We start from the raw sequence: 17805 nt of genomic DNA, 5'->3' as shown, positions 1-17805 counted from the left end.
CCATGACCGAAATCAAAGCGGCTCGCACCAGCCTCGAGGACGTCGAGGAGGCGCTCAAAGATGTCATTGACCCGGAACTCGGTGTCAACGTGGTGGACCTTGGGCTGCTCTACGGTCTGAAGTACTCGGAAGAGGACGGCGCCCTGCTCATCGACATGACGTTGACGACGGCGGCCTGCCCGCTGACGGACGTCCTTGAAGAGCAAGTCGGCCAGTCGCTCGACGGCATCGTGGACGACTGGCGCCTCAACTGGGTATGGATGCCGCCGTGGGGTCCCGAGCGGATCACGGACGACGGCAAAGACCAGATGCGGGCCCTCGGCTTCAACATCTAGCAGTACGACGACGGCCGGTCAACTTCCAACGCGAAGGTGACCGGCCGTCGTCGTACCCAAAAGTGCGCTGGGCCCACGCCGGCAGGGTTCCCTGGCCGAACTTGTGAGGCGAGGGGGGTCGGTGCGGAGCGATAGGCGTCACAGAAGGGCCCGGACCTGCGCCAGGGGCTAAAATTCGATGATGCCTTTCCTGGATAAACTTCAGCTCTGGGCCGATGAACGCCCCGACGACACTGCCGTCGTCGTTGGCGGTAAACGGCTCAACTGGGCTGACCTTCGGGACGCCGCAACCTTGCGTCTCGGGGAGACGGCCGCGACGACGGTACTCGCCGCGCCCAATTCCCTGGACTTCGTGGTGGCCTACACGGCCGCCGTGGCCGGCGATCGGCGCTGCGCCGTACTCGACCCGTTGTGGCCGCGGACCATGATCGATGAGGTCGCGGAGAGGATCGGACAAGCCGGGCCCACCATCGCCCAGGGTCCCGCCGCAGGCCGCGGACTTGGCGATGGCGACGAGCTGTCCGACGGCCATCCGGACACCACCTTCCTGATCGGCCTGACCTCCGGAACCACGTCCGTACCCAAAGCCTTCACCCGTTCACGGCGTTCGTGGCAGGTCTCGTTTGACGCCTCCATCGAATTCTTCGGGCTGACACCGGAGGACAGGACTCTCGCGCCCGGACCGCTGGCCGCGAGCTTGAACCTTTACGCCCTGTCCGAATGCCTGTACGCCGGAGCGGCCTTCCACACCATGGAAACCTTCGACGTCGGCGATGTCCACGCAGCCATCGCTTACGACGGCATCACACGCCTGGTCCTCGTGCCCACCATGCTGCGCCTGTTGAGCGAGCGCGGACTGACCGGAGGCGTGGACGCATCCGGCGTCCGGAGCATCATCTGTGCAGGCTCGAAGCTCGACGCCCGCACCCTTGAGGCCGCCAGACGTTGGGCGCCCAATGCGGCAATTTTCGAGTACTACGGTGCGTCCGAGCTCAGTTTCGTTTCCGGAACGCGCCTTGCTGCCGGCGAACCGCTCGACGCCGGCGGCACCGGAATCGGCGGACCGTTTCCCGGCGTCGAACTCAAGATCATGGACGACGACGGCGCGGAGCGGCCCGAAGGTGCCGACGGGAACATCTGCGTCCGCTCCGGCATGGTCAGCAACGGGTATCTGTGGGGCGACGACGGCCAGGCGCTGCGGTGCTTCGACGGTTGGTACACGGTGGGGGACCAGGGCTACGTGGACTCCGGTGTCCTGCATATCCTGGGGCGTCGGTCCGACATGATCATCACCTCCGGGCGGAACGTCTATCCCCACGAGGTGGAACTCGCCCTCGCATCGGTCCCCGGGGTCTCGGCGGCCGTTGCGGCCGGAATGCTGGATGAAGTCCGCGGCCAGAAAGTTGTCGCAGGAATCGTCCCCGCCTACGGTTCGGTGACGGCAACCCAAGTGAAGACGGGCCTGGACGGTTTGCTCGCACGGGACAAGCGACCCCAGCGGTATTTCACGCTGTCCGAATTGCCCGTGACGGACCGCGGGAAGGTCAGCCGCCAGATGTTGCTCGACTGGATTGAGAACAACGATCCGCGGGCGCAACCCCTTGCCTAGCCGCGAGCCGGGCACAGGTCTGGACCCTTCGCGCCAGCCGGTGATCATTGCCGCCCTGCGCACACCTATTTGCCGGGCGAACGGACAATTGAAGTCGCTTCGAGCCGAGGAACTCCTCTCCCCGGTCCTGCGCTCACTCCTGGCAGCCACCGGTGTTGCCGGCTCGGACGTCAGCGACGTCGTGATCGGCAATGCGGTGGGCGGAGGCGGAAACCTGGCCCGGTATGCCGCATTGCGCGCGGGACTGCCTGTCGGGGTTCCCGGGCTGACGGTGGACCGGCAATGCGGTTCCGGACTCGACGCCATCGCCCTGGCCTCCCGGCTCGTGGCCGCCGGCGGCAACGGCGTCTTCCTGGCCGGGGGAGTGGAGAGCATCAGTACTGCCCCGCTGCGTGCCAGGCGAAACCAAGACCCCGACGGCGAGCCGGACTTCTACACGCGCGCCACCTTTGTGCCGCCCGAGTTCGGGGACCCGGATATGGGGGTAGCTGCCGAAAATGTGGCGCGGGAACTCTTCGTCAGCCGCGAACGCCAGGACGATTTCGCCGTACGGAGTCACCAGCGTGCGGTTGCTGCCACCGCGGCGGGCGTATTCGCCCCGGAAATTGTTCCCTTGGAAGCCGGGGGCGCCGTGGTGCAGGCGGATGACGGACCACGCGCGTCCCTCGGGGCCGGACTCATGGCCCGCTTCCCGCCCGCATTCGTACCGGGCGGCACTGTGACGGCCGGAAACTCGTGCTTCGACGCCGATGCGGCCTCCGCCGTCGTTATCACTTCACTGGAGCGGGCACGGCGACTTGGTGCCGCCGACGGATTGCTCGTCCTGGGTTGCGACACTGCAGGCGTGGACCCGGAACTGCTGGGTATCGGAGCTTCAGTGGCGGCCAAACAGTTGCTGGCCGAGCTGGATCTTGAATCCGGAAAACTGGACCTCGTGGAATTCAACGAGGCATTCGCTTCGCAGACGCTCGCCTGCCTTGACGCGCTGGGAGTGGAACCGGAACGGGCGAACCTTGACGGCGGAGCGCTGGCCTTGGGACACGCCTATGGTGCGTCGGGGGCTGTCCTGGTGACGCGGCTACTGGCCCAGGCCCGCAGAATTGCCGAAGAGCAACCGGGCCGGGAGAGTTTGGCGCTGGCGATGATCAGCATCGCAGGCGGGATGGGCACGGCGGCAATGTTCCGGTACTCGCGGTTGCAGGGAGATTAGTCTTCTGCGTCGCCAAGGCCGCGTGCGGCCAGGGCGTCGCCGGTCTGCCGCGCATAGGCAACCGTGGTGATGAATACCGGCAAGACCAAGGCGCGGGGATTGCGCTCAAGCCCCCGCGCGCAGGCGGAGTCACGGACGTCGGAGAATGCCCCGGCAATGAACGGAAGGCTGCGCAGCATAATGGCGATGGTCAGCGCGAAGCGCTCAGGGTCCGCCCCGAAACGCTTGAAGGGCCTGGACAGGGCAACCACACCGTCCAGCAGTGCCTGCACCGGAGTCGTGACCGTAAGTACCGATGCCGCGACGACGCAAACAAGCACATTGAGCACAATCCGCGCGGCAACGGGGCCGCCCAGCTGCCACCATTGGACGGCGCCGATAGCAAGGAGGATGGGCGCCACGAGCCACACGGAGCGCGCGAGCCGTCGGAACCCCGCACCGCTCAGCAGGAAGAGTCCGCACATCACGGCGAGGACCGCTGCCGAGACAAGCCAGTCCACGATCAGGAAGGACGCCAGGCCGCAGCCGGCAACCAGCAGGAACTTGAGCCACAGGGGAGTGCGGTGGACGATCGAGTCGCCCCGCACATAGTTGGGGATCAGGACACCGTGGCCCCTCACTTCGCCTGCACCGTGCCTTGAGGGGATGCGGCGGCGATGCCGCGGACGTCGCCGGGCACCGGTGCCCCTGCGCAAAGCGCGCGGTAGTGTTCGACGGCGGCGGCTGCTCCGCCGTCGAACACTATCCGTCCGCAATCCACCACCAAGGTGCGGTCCGCTTCGAGGGCAAGGTCGAGATCGTGGGTGGACATGATGATCTGCTGCTCCAGGCCCGCAAGGGTCCGCCTAAGCAGCTCCCGGTTGCGCAGGTCCAGCAGCGTCGAAGGCTCGTCGAGGACCAGCACGGCGGGATTAACGGCGAGGACGGCCGCGAGGGCGAGCAGCTGCCGTTCGCCGCCGGAGAGCTCGTAAATACTCTGATCGGCGAGATCCAGGATCCCGAACCGTTGCAGGACAGCCTCGGCACGGGCCGCACGCTCTTTGGAGTTCCTGATGGAACGGCGCAGGGAGAGTTCAACATCTTCCCGGCCGGTCGGCATGACCAACTGCGACAGGGGATCGGTGAAGACGAAGCCCACCTGGCTGCGGACCTTGCGAACGTCCCGCATGCTGTCTGCGCCGTTGACGCTGACGGTACCTTCGCTGGGAGCCACCAGGCCGTTGAGCAAGCGCAGCAGGGTGGACTTTCCTGAGCCGTTGGCCCCGATGACCGCGATGCGTTGCTCTGTGAGTTCCAAGGAGACGTCCTGCAGCAAAGTCTTGGGCGCCGGACTGCCATCGACGGCCACGCGCACTGAGACCTCGCTGAGAATGATGGTGTTCATGTACTGATTGTTCCTGCTTTATTTGACGCGGCGGACCAGAATGTCCGGGAATGCCTTGTGGAGCGAGACGGCGATGATTGCCGCAAGGACGTTCTTGATGGTATCGCCGGGGTAGTACGGCAGGTCGGCGAGGAATGCCTTGGCGAAGTCGAACTTGCCGTTGACCATGAAGCCAAGAACTCCGAGGCCGTGGATGAGGACGATTGTGCTGATCATGGCGGCGGCAAACAGGAAAACGGCACGGTGCTTGACGGTCTTGCGGATCACGATCGCTGCCAGCCAGCCGGTGGCGGCCGCCGCCAAGGGAAAGGCGATGATGTAGCCGGCTGACGGCGTCGCCAGGATACCGAGCCCGCTGCGGCCTCCGCTGAAGATCGGCAGCCCCGCGAAACCGAGCAACGTGTAAAGCCCGACGGCGGCAAAGCCCCGACCGCCGCCGAGCACGAGGCCCGTCAGGATGACAGTGAGGGTCTGCAGGGTGATCGGCACGCCCAGGGCGCCGACCGGAATGCCTGGAATCAGCGTTGAGGCGGCCACGAGGGCCGCGAATACCGCGATGAGGCCAATGTCCGTGGACGTCCAACGGGTGCGGGGTGGGGTTCGTCGCGTGGACGCGGTTTCGGTGCTGCTCATGGTGTGTCCTGTCTGTGCCTGGGGGCGGAATGAATCCCCTGAAACCGACACTACAGAGCGGTCTTACACGGCATTTTGTAGGGTGTCGACGAGCAGCACAGCAAGGCCTTGGGGCCAAGGTACAAAGAGTGGCGTCGTTGGCGGCCGCAGCCGCCTTGGCTAAGCCTCGACGTCCTCTGCTGTCGGGGTGAAGCCCGCGCGGTCCACCTTGCGGTGGTAGTGCATGCCGGCCAGTCCGCCCAGTACCGCCGCAACGAGGGTCACCGCTGCGACCACGACGGCGGCGATGATGCCGCTTGTGCTGAGCTGTCCCTCATTCACCGGAATCCTCGGGAAGCTGTTGACGTTGGCGAGGATGTTGAACCGCGGTCCGGCGAGCCAGCCCAGCAACGCCACCAGCACGGCGACGATAATTGCCCAAAACCAGACCATGAGCCCTTGCCTGACGCCGTTGAACCGCGCCATGCGTCCGGCAACGTAGCCGCCGCAGTAATAGGAAAGGAATAGGATCACCAGGAGCGCGATGATCCCCGCGATGCCCACGGTCTGCGATGACGCCAGGTTCACCGCGTCACTGACGTTGGCGTTGTTGGCGAGTCCAACAGCGATCCCGGCCGCCGCAAGGAGGGCGACCAACAGCACGGCCATCCCCGTGGCGGTCAGCCAGCCGAAGAAGGCCGAGCCGATCTTGATTCCGCCGAACTGCTCCTTTTCGCGGGCGATGACCGTCTCGCGGGTGGCGGCGCTTGGATCTGATGCGGCGGGAACCACGGGATAGCTGCTCGTGTTGTCGACGTAGCTGCTGTCAGCGTAGCCGGGGTCGTTTCGACGTGCGTCGTCTACCCGGTCACGCCGTGCTTCGGCGGTGTACGGGAGTTCATCCTGGCCGCCGTCAGCCCGGATGTGTTTGCCATCGGATCCTGTTGTGCTGCTCATCGAGAGCCTCCTTCGCAATCGTCCAATCGGATTCATCTCTGAGCCGCAATGCCGGCGCTCGCTCCTAGGTCCTACCTTCACCTAACCACGCGCCGAAAATAGTAGCAAGGGTGCTTACTATTCCGGTACGTCAGCACGCATCTTTGGTGCTGGCGAGGATGAGACTTGGTGGGCGGTAGAATCGTAAAGGCCGTTTGTTCGGCCCCTCCACTTCAGCCGCGCCATGACCTCCGGTGCTGCGGGTGTTCCCCATTGAAAGGCATCCCCCGAATTGATTACCGTCCAGGAACTCGAACTGCGCGCCGGCGCCCGCCTGCTCATGGACCAGGTGAGCTTCCGCGTGGACAAGGGGGACAAAATCGGTCTGGTGGGCCGGAATGGTGCAGGCAAGACGACCCTCACCCGCGTCCTTGCCGGCGAGGGACTGCCCGCTGCTGGCAAGGTTGCCCGCAGTGGTGAGATTGGCTACTTGCCCCAGGATCCGCGGACCCCGGACATGGAACAGCTGGCACGCGACCGCATCCTTTCCGCCCGCGGCCTCGACGTCGTGGTGGGCAAGCTGAAGCAGGCCCAAACGGACATGTCCAGCGAAGATGCCACAGTCCAGCGCAAAGCCATGAACCGCTACGACCGCTTGGAAGCCGAGTTCCTCGCAGGAGGCGGTTATGCGGCCGAGGCCGAAGCCGCAGCCATTTCCTCCAACCTGGCCCTTCCCGAGCGGCTCCTGAACCAGCCGCTCAAAACACTCTCCGGTGGCCAGCGCCGCCGCGTGGAACTGGCCAGGATCCTTTACTCGGACGCCGAGACGCTCCTCCTGGACGAACCCACCAACCACCTCGATGCGGACTCCATCACCTGGCTCCGCGACTTCCTCAAGGGCCACCAAGGCGGGCTGATTGTGATCAGCCACGATGTGGAGCTCCTCGAAGCCACGGTGAACAAGGTTTACCACCTGGACGCCAACCGGGCGCAGATCGACTTCTACAACATGGGTTGGAAGCGTTACCTGCAACAGCGTGAAACCGATGAGCGCGCCCGCAAGCGTGAACGCGCCAATGCCGAAAAGAAGGCCCAGGTCCTTATGGACCAGGCCAACAAGATGCGTGCCAAGGCCACCAAGGCCGTGGCGGCGCAGAACATGGCGAAGCGTGCCGAAAGGCTGCTTGGCGGCTTGGAAGCAGTCCGCGAGAATGACCGCGTGGCAGCCTTGCGTTTCCCGGATCCGGCTCCGTGCGGCAAGACTCCCCTCACGGCAGAGGGTCTGAGCAAGTCCTACGGCTCCCTGGAAATCTTCACCGACGTGGACCTGGCAATCGACCGTGGTTCCAAAGTGGTCATCCTGGGCCTCAACGGTGCAGGCAAGACCACCCTCCTGCGGATGCTCGCCGGGGTGGACAAACCGGACACCGGCGACATCGTCCCGGGCCACGGGCTCAAAGTGGGCTACTACGCGCAGGAACACGAAACGTTGGACCACGACCGCACCGTCCTGGAGAACATGCGTTCATCCGCTCCGGACATGAAGGACGCAGAGGTCCGCGGGATCCTCGGGTCCTTCCTGTTTTCGGGCGACGACGTCGACAAGCCGGCAGGTGTTCTTTCCGGTGGTGAGAAGACACGACTGGCCCTCGCGACGATCGTGGCCTCGAGCGCCAACGTGCTGCTCCTGGACGAGCCCACCAACAACCTCGACCCGGCCAGCCGCGCTGAGATCCTCGGCGCACTGCGAAACTATTCCGGCGCCGTCGTGCTCGTCAGCCACGATGAAGGCGCCGTGCAGGCCCTGAACCCGGAACGCGTGGTCCTGCTCCCGGACGGCGTCGAGGACCACTGGAACGAAGACTACCTGGACCTCATCACGCTCGCTTAAGGGTGCGGGTCAGGGAAGTTCCACCCCGTCAGGGCATTTCCCCCCCCGTCAGGGCATTTCCCACGGCACAGAGGCAAGTGGGCGGCCTAGTTCAATGTAGCTTTTCAGATTGGACATGACCGCTGACCAGCCGCGGCCTGCAATCGCCAATTGTTCGTCGTCGGCGATGTTCCTGTGATGGACTGTGAGCCTGGCGATGCCGTCATGTGATTCGATGGTGAAGGTGACCACGTCGGGCTTCACCACCGCTGGAACCCCGGGATCCTCCCACGTGTTCACGAGGCGTGCCGGCGGCGTTGCTTCCAGGATGGTTCCCACGACGTCCGCGGTGCCGGAGCCATCCGTGCGCCGGTGTTCCCAGCGTGAACCTGCCTTCCAGTCCGAGACATTGGAGTGGCCCCAGTACTCAGCGCTTTGGGCTGCGTCCGTCAGTGCCGTCCAAATCTGGTCCGGGGATCCTTCGATGTACGTGACGTAGGTGTATTCAGCCATGCTCACAGCCTAGCCCCCGGCCGCAGCGGATCAATGGCCCGCCGGATCAATAAGCTGCCGGATCCATGACCCGGCTTAGCGGACCTTCAAGGGCTGGGCGGCCGTAATCCGCTGGAGTTCGCTGTAACTGATGGAGAACATCGAGTTATGGTCACCAGCACCGGCCCAGAGCAGTGGATGATCCTGGAGTGAAATGTCGAGGATGGTCCGTATGGGCTGCGGGTGTCCAAGGGGAGCCACGCCGCCTACGGCCTGGCCAGTGTGCTCCAAGACGAAGTCCGGGCTGGCCCGGCGGATCCCGGCTGTCCCCAAGGAGGCAGCGACCAAGGCGGTGTCCACCTTCGCGGCGCCGCTCGCGAGAATCAACAGGGGAGCACCGTCAAGCTCGAAGACCAGGCTGTTGGCGATGGCCGCAATATCGCAACCCAGCAAGGAAGCTGCCGCAGCGGCGGTGGGGACATCGTCGTCGAAGGTGCGAACCGTGTCTTGGGCGCCGGCCGCAGTCAGGGCGGACTTCACATTCAGGACGGGGGCCGGGACCATTTCAGTAGCCTTGTGCATCCAGGATTGCGTCTTCCTCTTCTTCGGCCGTTGGCCGCTTTGATTTCCGTGGCGCGGGCGCCTTGCGACGAGGCATCGCGCTGATTTCTTCTTCCTCGTCCTCGGCATCAATCCGGGCATTGCGGGCCTGTTGCCTGGCCGCATACCCGAAACCGACGAACATCAGCACCCCGAAGGCGAACCACTGCAAGGAGTAGGAGAGGTGGGTGCCCTCATCCGTGGCCGGCTTGGCGAACGGCGCGGGCATGACCTGGACGGCGGGCGACTCTGTGGCGAGCTGCCCGTAGGCGCCGGTCATGAGGGGATAGCCAAGCTCCGTGGCGTAGGAAGGAAGATCGATCGATGCCAGTTGGCCGTCCACAGCGCCGCGGCCCAGATCCGGTTCCGAGGCCTTCAAGCGGGCGACGACGGTGACCTCGCCGGCCGGCGGGGCCGGGATGCTGTCGGGATGGCCGGGAGTCTTGTTTCCGATGGGCAGCCACCCGCGATCAATCGCCACGGCTTCCCCGCTCGACAATCGGAAGGGGACCACTACTTCGTACCCGGGCTGGCCGTTGAGGGGACGGTTACGGACGACGCGTTGGCCGGAAACGTCATACCTTCCGTGCAGCTCCACTTGCGCCCATTCCCTTTCGGGGTCCAAGGACTGGAACTCCGCCTTGGCGGCGGAGAAGGGAACGGGGGTGGCCGAGTAGTTAGTGACGACGCGGTTGATCTCGGCCAACGTCTCGGCCCTGCGGTCCATTTGCCAGCGGCCCAGCAACACGCAGCCGGTGGCGAAGATCACGGCCAGGACGAAATAGCCCAGCCACTTGCTGGAAAAAAGAAAGCGATACATTCAGCGGGCCTCGCCTGGGTCGGTGGTCTTCGCGAACGGTATGGTCTCTTTCCAAAGGCCGCGGGTCTGCAGGTAGTCCTCCAACCATTCCCGGTGCTCCCCGCAGGACAGCCACACCTTGCGGCGCTCGGGAGTGTGGATGCGTGGATTGTTCCACAGGAGCTGCCACGTAGCCTCGGCGCGGCACGCCTTGCGTGAGCAGACAGCCGGAGGCGTCCCGTCCCGGCCGGCATGCTCCTCATTCTCCAGCCCAAGGCCGCCCATAGTGAAGATATTCATGAAGCCGCCTGTTCTTCCCCGCCGAGCGGATATCGTTGCTTGCCGGCGCCGGTGTTGTCGGCTGGTTCCGGGCCGGAAGCGTCTTGGTGGGTGGCTTCGTCGTCGATGAGTTCGCCTTCCAAAACGGTGACGGGAGCCGAGGCCTGTTCCCCTTCTTCAGGCGGTGACGCTTCCAGCTCGACGGCCGGCACGTAATCCAGCAAGGCATCGCTGTGGATTTCGGCTTTGTCACTGCCATTGGCGATCACTACGGCAATCCAGGGCAGGAATACGGCCCCTGCGATGGCGATGATCTTGAACCAGCCATCCACCACGAAAATGAGGATAAGGCACACCAAGCGGATACCCATCGCCACGGCGTATTTGATCATTCGTTCGCGCATGTCGTCCGAGTGGGCGGCAGCGGCGTCGGTAATGCTGTGCACCACGGGGTCACCTGAAACGGCGTCCGGGTCCCCGGGCGCCTGCAGGGGACTGCTATCTCTTGTCACGGCTGATTCATCACGCTCCAACGGCTTCCCTTAATTCTCTCACCCCGGAACGGGCCTCCCAAACCGCGCCGAAGGCCGCTACCCGCGGCTCCCGGCTCCCGGCGGCTAAGATCGATGCAGGAAATCACCCACTTTCAAGCGGCGCAGTGGTGCCGCGGAACTCTGGAGAGCAGTATGTCTGAAGCAGTATCAACCGCCCGCAGTGTCCTCATCACGGGCGGAAACCGCGGCATCGGCCTGGCTATCGCAGAGTCTTTCCTCGCCAACGGTGACAAGGTTGCAGTGACGTACCGCAGCGAAACCCCCCTCCCCGAGGGCATCCTTGGCGTCAAGGCCGATGTGACCGACGAGGCCTCGCTTGACGCCGCGTTCAAGGAAGTAGAGGCTGCCCACGGGCCGGTGGAGGTCTTGGTAGCCAACGCCGGCATCACCAAGGACACGCTCCTCTTGCGCATGAGCGAGGACGACTTCACGTCTGTCATCGACACCAACCTCACCGGTGCCTTCCGGGTCATCAAACGGGCCTCGAAGGGTATGATCCGCATGCGCAAGGGGCGGGTTGTGCTGATCTCTTCCGTGTCAGGCCTCTACGGTGCCCCGGGACAGATCAACTACTCGGCCTCGAAGGCCGGCATGGTGGGCATCGCCCGTTCCCTCACACGGGAACTTGGCAGCCGGGGCATCACGGCGAACGTGGTGGCACCGGGTTTCATCAACACGGACATGACCGCCGAGCTTCCCGAAGACACCCAGAAGGCGTATTTGGCGAGTGTCCCTGCGGGCCGCTTTGCCGAGGCTTCCGAGGTCGCCAACGTGGTCCGCTGGATTGCCAGTGACGAAGCCGCATACATTTCCGGTGCCGTCATCCCCGTGGATGGCGGCCTGGGCATGGGCCACTAGGCCCTTCTTTCGCTGGACGGGGCGCAGGCCGAGCGCCAAAACGTGCCCTGCGGTTCTTGTGGGGAACCCACAGGCGAAATCAGGAATCCCGCTGGCATGATTGACTCGGGACTAATAGAACTTGGATGTTTTGAACAAGTTGGACGTTTTGAATAAAGACGTTTTGAATAAAGGAGCACGAATGGGACTGCTGGACAACAAGACGGCAATCGTCACCGGTTCTTCACGCGGCATCGGCGCTGAAGTAGCCAAGATCCTGGCTGGCGAGGGCGCCGCCGTCGTCGTCAACTACCGCCAGAAGGCCCCGCGGGCCAACAAAGTAGTGGGCGAGATCCAAGCAGCCGGCGGTCGTGCTGTGGCCGTCGGCGCCGACTTGACCACGGCTGATGGCGTCCACGCCCTGGCCAGCGCCGCCATGGAACAATTCGGTTCCCTCGATGTTCTCGTGCTCAACGCCTCCGGCGGCATGGAGTCAGGCATGGAAGAGGACTACGCACTCAAGTTGAACCGCGACGCCCAGGTCAGCATGCTCAACGCCGCCGTTCCGGTGATGCAGGAAGGCTCCCGTGTGGTCTTTGTCACGAGCCACCAGGCGCACTTCGTCGAGACCGTGCCCACGATGCCCGAGTACGAGCCGGTTGCCCGCAGCAAGCGCGCCGGTGAGGACGCCCTGCGCGAGCTGATGCCGCGCCTGTCCCAGAAGGGCATCTCCCTGGTCGTGGTGTCCGGAGACATGATCGAGGGCACCGTGACGGCCACTTTGCTGGACCGCTCCAACCCGGGTGCTATTGAGGCCCGCCGCGCCGAGGCCGGCAAGCTGTACTCGGTGGAGGAATTCGCCGCCGAGGTGGCAAAGATGGTCACGGCCGACGTCGAAAGCGGCCACACCGAGTACGTCGGCGGCGCCGACTACTTCGGCAAGAGCGCCTGACATTTTTTAGTGCAGGAAGAAGCGGCCCGGGACTGTCTGAATGACACGGTCCCGGGCCGCTTCTTCATGGCGCATGACTTCGGGCTAAACGCCGGCAATGTGCCGCACCGCGTCCAGGTACGGCATGTTGATCGCGGCGTCAGCTACCGCCCGGACCGCGGGCTTGGCGTTGAACGCGACACCGATCCCCGCCGCCCCCAGCATGTCGAGGTCATTCGCGCCGTCGCCTACCGCGATGGTGTGTTCCAGGTCGATTCCCTCGGCGGCTGCCCACTCGCGAAGGTACTTCTCCTTGGCTGCACGGTCGATCACGTCGCCAAGGACCTTGCCCGTGAGGAAGCCGTCAACGATTTCAAGTTCATTTGCGATCCAGTAGTCCAGCCCGAGTTCCTCCGCGATCGGCCGCAGGATCTGGTTGAAGCCGCCGGACACCACCGCCACCGCATGGCCGGCGGCCTTGAAAGCAGCCACGAGTTCCGCGGCACCTTCGCTCAGGCGCACCTCGGCTCGGACGGCGTCGACGACGGCGACCGGAAGGCCTGCGAGGACCGCCACCCGGGCGTGGAGGCTTTGTGCGAAGTCCAGTTCGCCGCGCATCGCGGCCTCCGTGACTGCCGCAACTTCTTCGCGCTTGCCGGCGTGCGCGGCCAGCAGTTCGATCACTTCCTGCTGGATCAGGGTGGAGTCTACATCCATGATCAGTAGCTTGCGTGAGGCGTCACGCAGCGCGTCGGCGACGATAGCGGTGTCCATGCCGGGTGCTGCGGCGTCCGCGACCCTCCGCCGGAGGCCCGACAAGTCGGCGACGGTAGCCCCGTCAACGGCCAGGCCAATGGTGTAGACCCCGAAGCGCTCGTCGCCGGAGCGCGACTCCGACGTGAAGGAAGCCCCCGAGCTGGATAGCACCTTTCGCAGGTGTTCAAGCTCCGAAAGGGACAAATTCACGCCATAGCTGACCGCGGTCAAGTTCGAACTCATGGCTGCAATCTTAGCGAGCGCGGAACCGCCGCCCGAACTCGTGTTTCATTCAAGGCGTCGCGCAAACCATGTGACCGAAGTTTCGGTTATCTATCGCCCCCGTTTTTGTCCTAGTGTCTACTCCTATGAGTGATGTTCTTGAATTGGCTTCCGTCAGCGTTGTCCGAGGTACCAAGACCCTGCTGGACAAGGTTGACTGGCAGGTCAATGAAGGCGAACGCTGGGTCATCCTCGGTCCCAACGGTGCCGGCAAGACCACTCTGCTCCAGATCGCCGCCGCCCGGATGCATCCCACGAGCGGGAAAGCCGGGATCCTTGACGAGACGCTGGGCCGGGTGGACGTCTTTGAGCTCCGTCCGCGCATCGGCCTTTCCTCCGCGGCCCTGGCCACCCAGATCCCGGAGCAGGAAAACGTGCTGAACGTCGTGGTCACCGCTGCCTACGGCGTGACCGGCCGCTGGCGCGAGGGATACGAGCGCGACGACGAGCGTCGCGCCTTCGGCCTCCTCAACGAATGGGGGATGGGCCCGCTGCTGAACCGCTCCTTCTCCTCGCTTTCCGAAGGCGAGCGCAAGCGCGTGCAGATCGCCCGGGCCCTCATGACAGATCCCGAGCTGCTCCTGCTCGACGAGCCGGCCGCCGGCCTGGACCTGGGCGGACGGGAAGAGCTCGTCCACAAACTCGGTGAGCTCGCGCGCGACGAGGACGCTCCCGCCATGGTCCTCGTGACGCACCATCTTGAAGAAGTTCCTCCGGGGTTCACCCACGCCATGCTGCTTCGCGACGGCGGGGTGGTTGCCGCGGGACCCATCGAGGAAGTCCTGACCGCAGAACACCTCAGCAACACCTTCGGCCTGCCCCTGGACGTGACCGAAAACTCCGGCCGCTACACGGCCACCGCCCGCCGCTAGGCCGGGGCATCGAGAAGCAGTGGAGATCCTTAGCGGCATCCTGATCTTTTTCGCGGGCTTGTGGGCCGGGACCATCAACAGCGTGGTCGGCTCGGGCACGCTGGTGACGTTCCCGGTCCTCATCGCCCTGGGCTACGCACCTGTCACGGCGACCATCAGCAACGCCATGGGGCTTGTGGCCGGCAACGTGACAGGGGCCTGGGGCTATCGCCACGAACTCAGGGGCAGGGGCCGGCAACTGCTCAGGCTCTTGCCGGCGTCGTTGCTTGGCGGCATCACGGGCGCGTGGCTGCTGCTGCACCTCCCGGAGAAGGTTTTTTATTACGCCGCTCCGATCCTGATCGTGGTCGCGCTGCTCATGGTGCTCTTCCAGCCCAAACTCCAACGGTGGGTCCAGGACCGGGCCGGCAACCCGGAGCACGCCATCCACGACAAGCGGCACACCGTGATCCTCGTGGTGTTGGTGTACCTCGCCGGGGTCTATGGCGGCTACTTCGTCGCTGCCCAGGGCATCCTGCTCGTCGGCATTCTGGGTGTCTTCATGACGGGCACCATCCAGAACGCCAACGCCATGAAGAACATCCTGGTGTTGGCCGTCAACGTGGTGGCAGCGTGCTCCTACCTCCTGTTTGCCTTTGGCCGGATTGAATGGCCGGTGGTGGCAGTCATCGCGGTCAGTTCATTGATCGGCGGACTAGTGGGCTCCAAAGTGGGACGGCGCTTGAAGCCCCTCGCGCTTCGCATCGTGATCTTCGCTCTCGGCATCGTGGCACTCGGCTTCATGATCGCCAACCTGCTGAAATAGGAACCCGTGACTTTTCACTACCTCGAAACCGCTAACGACCCGCGCGTTTCCGACTACACGCAACTGACGGATGTCCACCTCCGCAAGCTCCGCGAGCCCGTGGAAGGCATGTACATCGCAGAGTCGTCCCGGGTGCTGCGTCGCGCCATCGCGGCCGGCCATCGGCCCCGCTCCTTCTTCCTGGCGGAAAAATGGCTGGAAGACCTCGACGACGTTTTCCAACAGTTCCCCGAGGTGCCGGTCTATATCGGCAAGGCTTCGCTGCTGGAGGAAATCACCGGATTCCATCTGCACCGGGGTGCCATGGCAGCCATGCAAAGGCCGGCGCCGGTGCCCCTTGAGGAACTTCTCGCCGGGGCACACCGCGTGGCTGTGTTGGAGGACGTCGTCGACCACACCAACGTGAGGTATTCCGAAAAACCGCATCGGTCGAGGATTGCGATTTTGGAGGATTTGACCGACCACACGAACGTTGGTGCCGTGTTTAGGTCGGCAGCGGCGATCGGCGTCGATGCTGTGCTGGTGACGCCGCAGTGTGCTGACCCGCTGTACCGTCGCTCGATCAGGGTCAGTATGGGGACAGTCTTCCAGGTGCCATGGACGCGGATCGAATCGTGGCCGGCCGGTATCGAACAGCTGAAAGAGGCGGGCTACTTCGTGGCAGGCATGTCTCTGGGGGAAGGAGCCATCACTCTTGATGAGCTGGTGGCCCAGGATCATCAAAACCTCGTGCTGGTTTTCGGAACTGAAGGCGATGGACTCAAGCCTGAGACCGATCGATTGCTCGATGCGCGTGTCACGATTCCGATGATGAACGGCGTGGATTCGCTGAATGTTGCTGCGTCGTCGGCTGTGGCGTTCTACGCGACGAGGTAGCGGCTCGAATGTCCGTCCTCCTCAGGGGCCTTTGTTAGCGCGACCCTGGCCGGGTCGGCTGCCAGTCACAGACCGGGGACTGGACTCACCTGACCGCGGTCTCTGGCATGACCACGAGAACTCCGCTGCACCAAAGTTGCTGTAGGAGGTGGGTATCAAAATCCCCGGAATTACGCGGGTTAAGGCCTACTCATGGACATCGTTGTGGCACGACAACGACCTACCTCCTTTAGTAACGTTGGTGGCTCATTTTTCACTGTGACGGGCGTGAGGGAATACGAAGCGGGGGAGCGGCGCGGCGAACCTGAACACGCCAGCAGCCGCCCTGGCCTTGCTCGCCGATGACAAGGACGACGGGGTGCGCGAGGCGGTCGCTTTCAATAGCGCGACCCCGCCCGAGGTGCTCATCGAGCTCGCGGGCAGCCGCATGGATCTCGCGCTCATCGTCGCGCTCAACCCCGATGTGCCGATCGGAGTCCTCGGCGCGCTGGTCGGGGACCCGGGCCCCTTGGTCAACTTCGTTGCCTCGGGCGTTCGTGCGGAGGGCGAGCGGCTGCCTGAACATCCACATCCGCCCTGGCCTTCGCTGAGGACCGCCGTTGAGCAGATCGAAGAGTTTCGTGAGCTCCCCGATGGCGGCTACGGGACTGCCTCTACCCAATGCGAAGGCGCTGAAGCGGATGCAGCCAACCCCGAAACCACTTCAGATTCCACCTACCGGTCGCGGGGCCGGGGAAGCTCATCTGGAACCAGATCTTCATCGTCGGGAAGATGAAAGGTCCGGTTCCGGGCATTGATGATCAGGGCCTGGGGCTTCGAACCGTGACGCAACCGGACATTGACCACTGGCTCGCCCAGGGCAACAGCGATCGTCGACGCGTCCGAGTTTTCCTTAGCTGGTGCAGAACTAATGCCATCACCGTTTCCCTGAAGGTCCAGAGCCGGCCTGGCCCGGACCTTCCGGTTCCGTACGCGCTGCTCGAACACGAACAGCGCGCCCTGCTCCGGCGGATCCTGGACCCAGCCCAGATATTTGACCCAGGAACACGTCTGGCGGCCGGGCTCGTCCTTGTTTACGGGTCAGAGTGCACCAGATCGCCAACCTGAGACTTGAAGACATCACACTCCGTGATGGATCCGTCAGCATCCGTTTCGGACCCGATCCCCTTCAATTGCCGCCAGCGCTCGGGAAATACGCCAGCCAGGCCCGGAACCTGCGGACCATCACACGATTCGGCGGCGCGGCCGAAGACCACGAATGGCTGTATCCCAGCCCCATCCACGGACAACCGGTCACCGCCTCGAGCCTCTCGAGCAGACTCACCGCGATCGGCCTATCCGCCGAAGCACTGCTTGGCACCGCTCTCGGGCAACTCGCCCTGCAACTCCCTCCGGCCGTCCTCGCCAGACTCACTGGACTCAGCAAGGCAACCGCCACCAAGTGGTATGCCGCCGTCTCGGCCGGCAACGCACGAAACCGTTTCGAACCACGCGGTTAGGAAAGAAGACTGTTGGGTGGCAGGCGGTTGCGGAGTGGTCGGTGGCCGGTGGCTGGCAACCTGGATGATGGCTGACTTGGCGTCGGCGGATTCTTCGATCGCGGCCAGGACCTGCTGGACGGCGAGGCCTTCCTCGAAGGAGGGCGTCGGCGGGGTTCCGGCGTCGATGGCCAGAAGGAAGTCGCGGATTTCGTGGGTGAAGGTGTGTTCCCAGCCGATCACGTGGCCTTGCGGCCACCAGGCACCCATGTAGGGGTGTTCGGGTTC

20 protein-coding genes and 1 pseudogene are annotated in these 17805 nt (G+C 64.2%); 10 read left to right on the top strand and 11 right to left on the bottom strand.

Translation table 11 applies throughout. The annotated features are described in order from the left end of the window. Positions 1 to 2 precede the first annotated feature (2 nt). The 3 genes from AB4Z38_RS10715 to AB4Z38_RS10705 all read left to right on the top strand — a co-directional run bounded on the left by AB4Z38_RS10715 (position 3) and on the right by AB4Z38_RS10705 (position 3154). Positions 3 to 335: a metal-sulfur cluster assembly factor gene (locus tag AB4Z38_RS10715; protein ID WP_364534432.1), complete on the top strand. Its 333-nt coding sequence runs from the start codon at positions 3 to 5 to the stop codon at positions 333 to 335. A gap of 181 nt (positions 336 to 516) precedes the next feature. Beyond that, positions 517 to 1944: a class I adenylate-forming enzyme family protein gene (locus tag AB4Z38_RS10710; protein WP_441429687.1), complete on the top strand. Its 1428-nt coding sequence runs from the start codon at positions 517 to 519 to the stop codon at positions 1942 to 1944. Further along, positions 1937 to 3154, top strand: a complete 1218-nt coding sequence (locus AB4Z38_RS10705) for a thiolase family protein (RefSeq protein WP_441429686.1) — start codon at positions 1937 to 1939, stop codon at positions 3152 to 3154. The genes AB4Z38_RS10710 and AB4Z38_RS10705 overlap by 8 nt, the downstream gene beginning before the upstream one ends. Here AB4Z38_RS10705 and AB4Z38_RS10700 read toward each other — a convergent pair. The 4 genes from AB4Z38_RS10700 to AB4Z38_RS10685 all read right to left on the bottom strand — a co-directional run bounded on the left by AB4Z38_RS10700 (position 3151) and on the right by AB4Z38_RS10685 (position 6107). Then, complete coding sequence (locus AB4Z38_RS10700; RefSeq protein ID WP_441429685.1) at positions 3151 to 3774, bottom strand: energy-coupling factor transporter transmembrane component T family protein; 624 nt, start codon at positions 3772 to 3774, stop codon at positions 3151 to 3153. The two genes, AB4Z38_RS10705 and AB4Z38_RS10700, sit on opposite strands and share 4 nt — an antisense overlap. Further along, positions 3771 to 4538 carry an energy-coupling factor ABC transporter ATP-binding protein gene (locus AB4Z38_RS10695; protein WP_441429684.1) on the bottom strand — a complete coding sequence of 256 codons (768 nt, stop codon included), beginning with the start codon at positions 4536 to 4538 and terminating at the stop codon, positions 3771 to 3773. Before AB4Z38_RS10695 ends, AB4Z38_RS10700 begins: the two co-directional genes overlap by 4 nt. An 18-nt stretch (positions 4539 to 4556) precedes the next feature. Further along, positions 4557 to 5171, bottom strand: a complete 615-nt coding sequence (locus AB4Z38_RS10690) for a biotin transporter BioY (protein WP_441429683.1) — start codon at positions 5169 to 5171, stop codon at positions 4557 to 4559. A gap of 159 nt (positions 5172 to 5330) precedes the next feature. Continuing rightward, positions 5331 to 6107, bottom strand: a complete 777-nt coding sequence (locus AB4Z38_RS10685) for a hypothetical protein (protein WP_441429682.1) — start codon at positions 6105 to 6107, stop codon at positions 5331 to 5333. Between the two features lie 271 nt (positions 6108 to 6378). Between AB4Z38_RS10685 and AB4Z38_RS10680 the strand changes: the two genes are divergently transcribed. Continuing rightward, entirely contained in the window at positions 6379 to 7977 is a 1599-nt protein-coding gene (locus AB4Z38_RS10680; RefSeq protein ID WP_306959633.1) for an ABC-F family ATP-binding cassette domain-containing protein, read from the top strand. A gap of 48 nt (positions 7978 to 8025) precedes the next feature. Here the strand turns inward: AB4Z38_RS10680 and AB4Z38_RS10675 are convergent, their stop codons facing one another. From AB4Z38_RS10675 to AB4Z38_RS10655, 5 genes are all read right to left on the bottom strand, one after another. After that, a complete protein-coding gene (locus AB4Z38_RS10675) occupies positions 8026 to 8469 on the bottom strand; it encodes an SRPBCC domain-containing protein (RefSeq protein WP_441429681.1) in 444 nt (147 codons plus the stop codon). Between the two features lie 75 nt (positions 8470 to 8544). Continuing rightward, positions 8545 to 9030, bottom strand: coding sequence for a YbaK/EbsC family protein (locus AB4Z38_RS10670; protein WP_441429680.1), 486 nt, complete (start codon positions 9028 to 9030; stop codon positions 8545 to 8547). Further along, on the bottom strand, positions 9014 to 9868 hold the full coding sequence (locus AB4Z38_RS10665) for an SURF1 family cytochrome oxidase biogenesis protein (RefSeq protein WP_441429679.1): 855 nt from the start codon (positions 9866 to 9868) through the stop codon (positions 9014 to 9016). Before AB4Z38_RS10665 ends, AB4Z38_RS10670 begins: the two co-directional genes overlap by 17 nt. After that, the gene (locus AB4Z38_RS10660; protein ID WP_441429678.1) at positions 9869 to 10147 is read right to left on the bottom strand and encodes a hypothetical protein; all 279 of its coding nucleotides are present in this window, start codon (positions 10145 to 10147) and stop codon (positions 9869 to 9871) included. Then, positions 10144 to 10659 carry a DUF3099 domain-containing protein gene (locus AB4Z38_RS10655; RefSeq protein WP_441429677.1) on the bottom strand — a complete coding sequence of 172 codons (516 nt, stop codon included), beginning with the start codon at positions 10657 to 10659 and terminating at the stop codon, positions 10144 to 10146. The genes AB4Z38_RS10660 and AB4Z38_RS10655 overlap by 4 nt, the downstream gene beginning before the upstream one ends. 153 nt (positions 10660 to 10812) lie before the next feature. Here AB4Z38_RS10655 and AB4Z38_RS10650 point away from each other — a divergent pair, with 153 nt between their 5' ends. Beyond that, the gene (locus AB4Z38_RS10650) at positions 10813 to 11538 is read left to right on the top strand and encodes a beta-ketoacyl-ACP reductase (RefSeq protein ID WP_234749389.1); all 726 of its coding nucleotides are present in this window, start codon (positions 10813 to 10815) and stop codon (positions 11536 to 11538) included. Positions 11539 to 11719: 181 nt separating this feature from the next. Further along, positions 11720 to 12469 carry an SDR family oxidoreductase gene (locus AB4Z38_RS10645; protein ID WP_441429676.1) on the top strand — a complete coding sequence of 250 codons (750 nt, stop codon included), beginning with the start codon at positions 11720 to 11722 and terminating at the stop codon, positions 12467 to 12469. An 84-nt stretch (positions 12470 to 12553) separates the two neighbouring features. Here AB4Z38_RS10645 and serB read toward each other — a convergent pair whose 3' ends face one another. Then, entirely contained in the window at positions 12554 to 13447 is an 894-nt protein-coding gene (serB, locus tag AB4Z38_RS10640; protein WP_441429675.1) for a phosphoserine phosphatase SerB, read from the bottom strand. A 125-nt stretch (positions 13448 to 13572) separates the two neighbouring features. On the opposite strand from serB, the gene AB4Z38_RS10635 reads away from it, so the two are divergent. From AB4Z38_RS10635 to AB4Z38_RS10620, 4 genes are all read left to right on the top strand, one after another. Next, complete coding sequence (locus AB4Z38_RS10635) at positions 13573 to 14358, top strand: ABC transporter ATP-binding protein (RefSeq protein ID WP_059389255.1); 786 nt, start codon at positions 13573 to 13575, stop codon at positions 14356 to 14358. A gap of 19 nt (positions 14359 to 14377) precedes the next feature. Continuing rightward, positions 14378 to 15163 carry a sulfite exporter TauE/SafE family protein gene (locus tag AB4Z38_RS10630; RefSeq protein WP_059389254.1) on the top strand — a complete coding sequence of 262 codons (786 nt, stop codon included), beginning with the start codon at positions 14378 to 14380 and terminating at the stop codon, positions 15161 to 15163. Positions 15164 to 15169: 6 nt separating this feature from the next. Continuing rightward, complete coding sequence (locus AB4Z38_RS10625) at positions 15170 to 16039, top strand: TrmH family RNA methyltransferase (RefSeq protein WP_441429674.1); 870 nt, start codon at positions 15170 to 15172, stop codon at positions 16037 to 16039. Positions 16040 to 16370: 331 nt separating this feature from the next. Then, positions 16371 to 16814 carry a hypothetical protein gene (locus AB4Z38_RS10620; RefSeq protein WP_441429673.1) on the top strand — a complete coding sequence of 148 codons (444 nt, stop codon included), beginning with the start codon at positions 16371 to 16373 and terminating at the stop codon, positions 16812 to 16814. 559 nt (positions 16815 to 17373) lie between these two features. Here the strand turns inward: AB4Z38_RS10620 and AB4Z38_RS10615 are convergent. Then, positions 17374 to 17805: pseudogene (locus tag AB4Z38_RS10615) on the bottom strand (hypothetical protein); the annotation flags it as partial.

Source organism: Arthrobacter sp. 2RAF6, from assembly GCF_052115205.1.
In the GTDB taxonomy this organism is placed as follows: Bacteria; Actinomycetota; Actinomycetes; order Actinomycetales; family Micrococcaceae; genus Arthrobacter.
The sequence above is the reverse complement of the archived record's forward strand: the minus strand, read 5'-3'. Positions and strand labels throughout refer to the sequence as shown.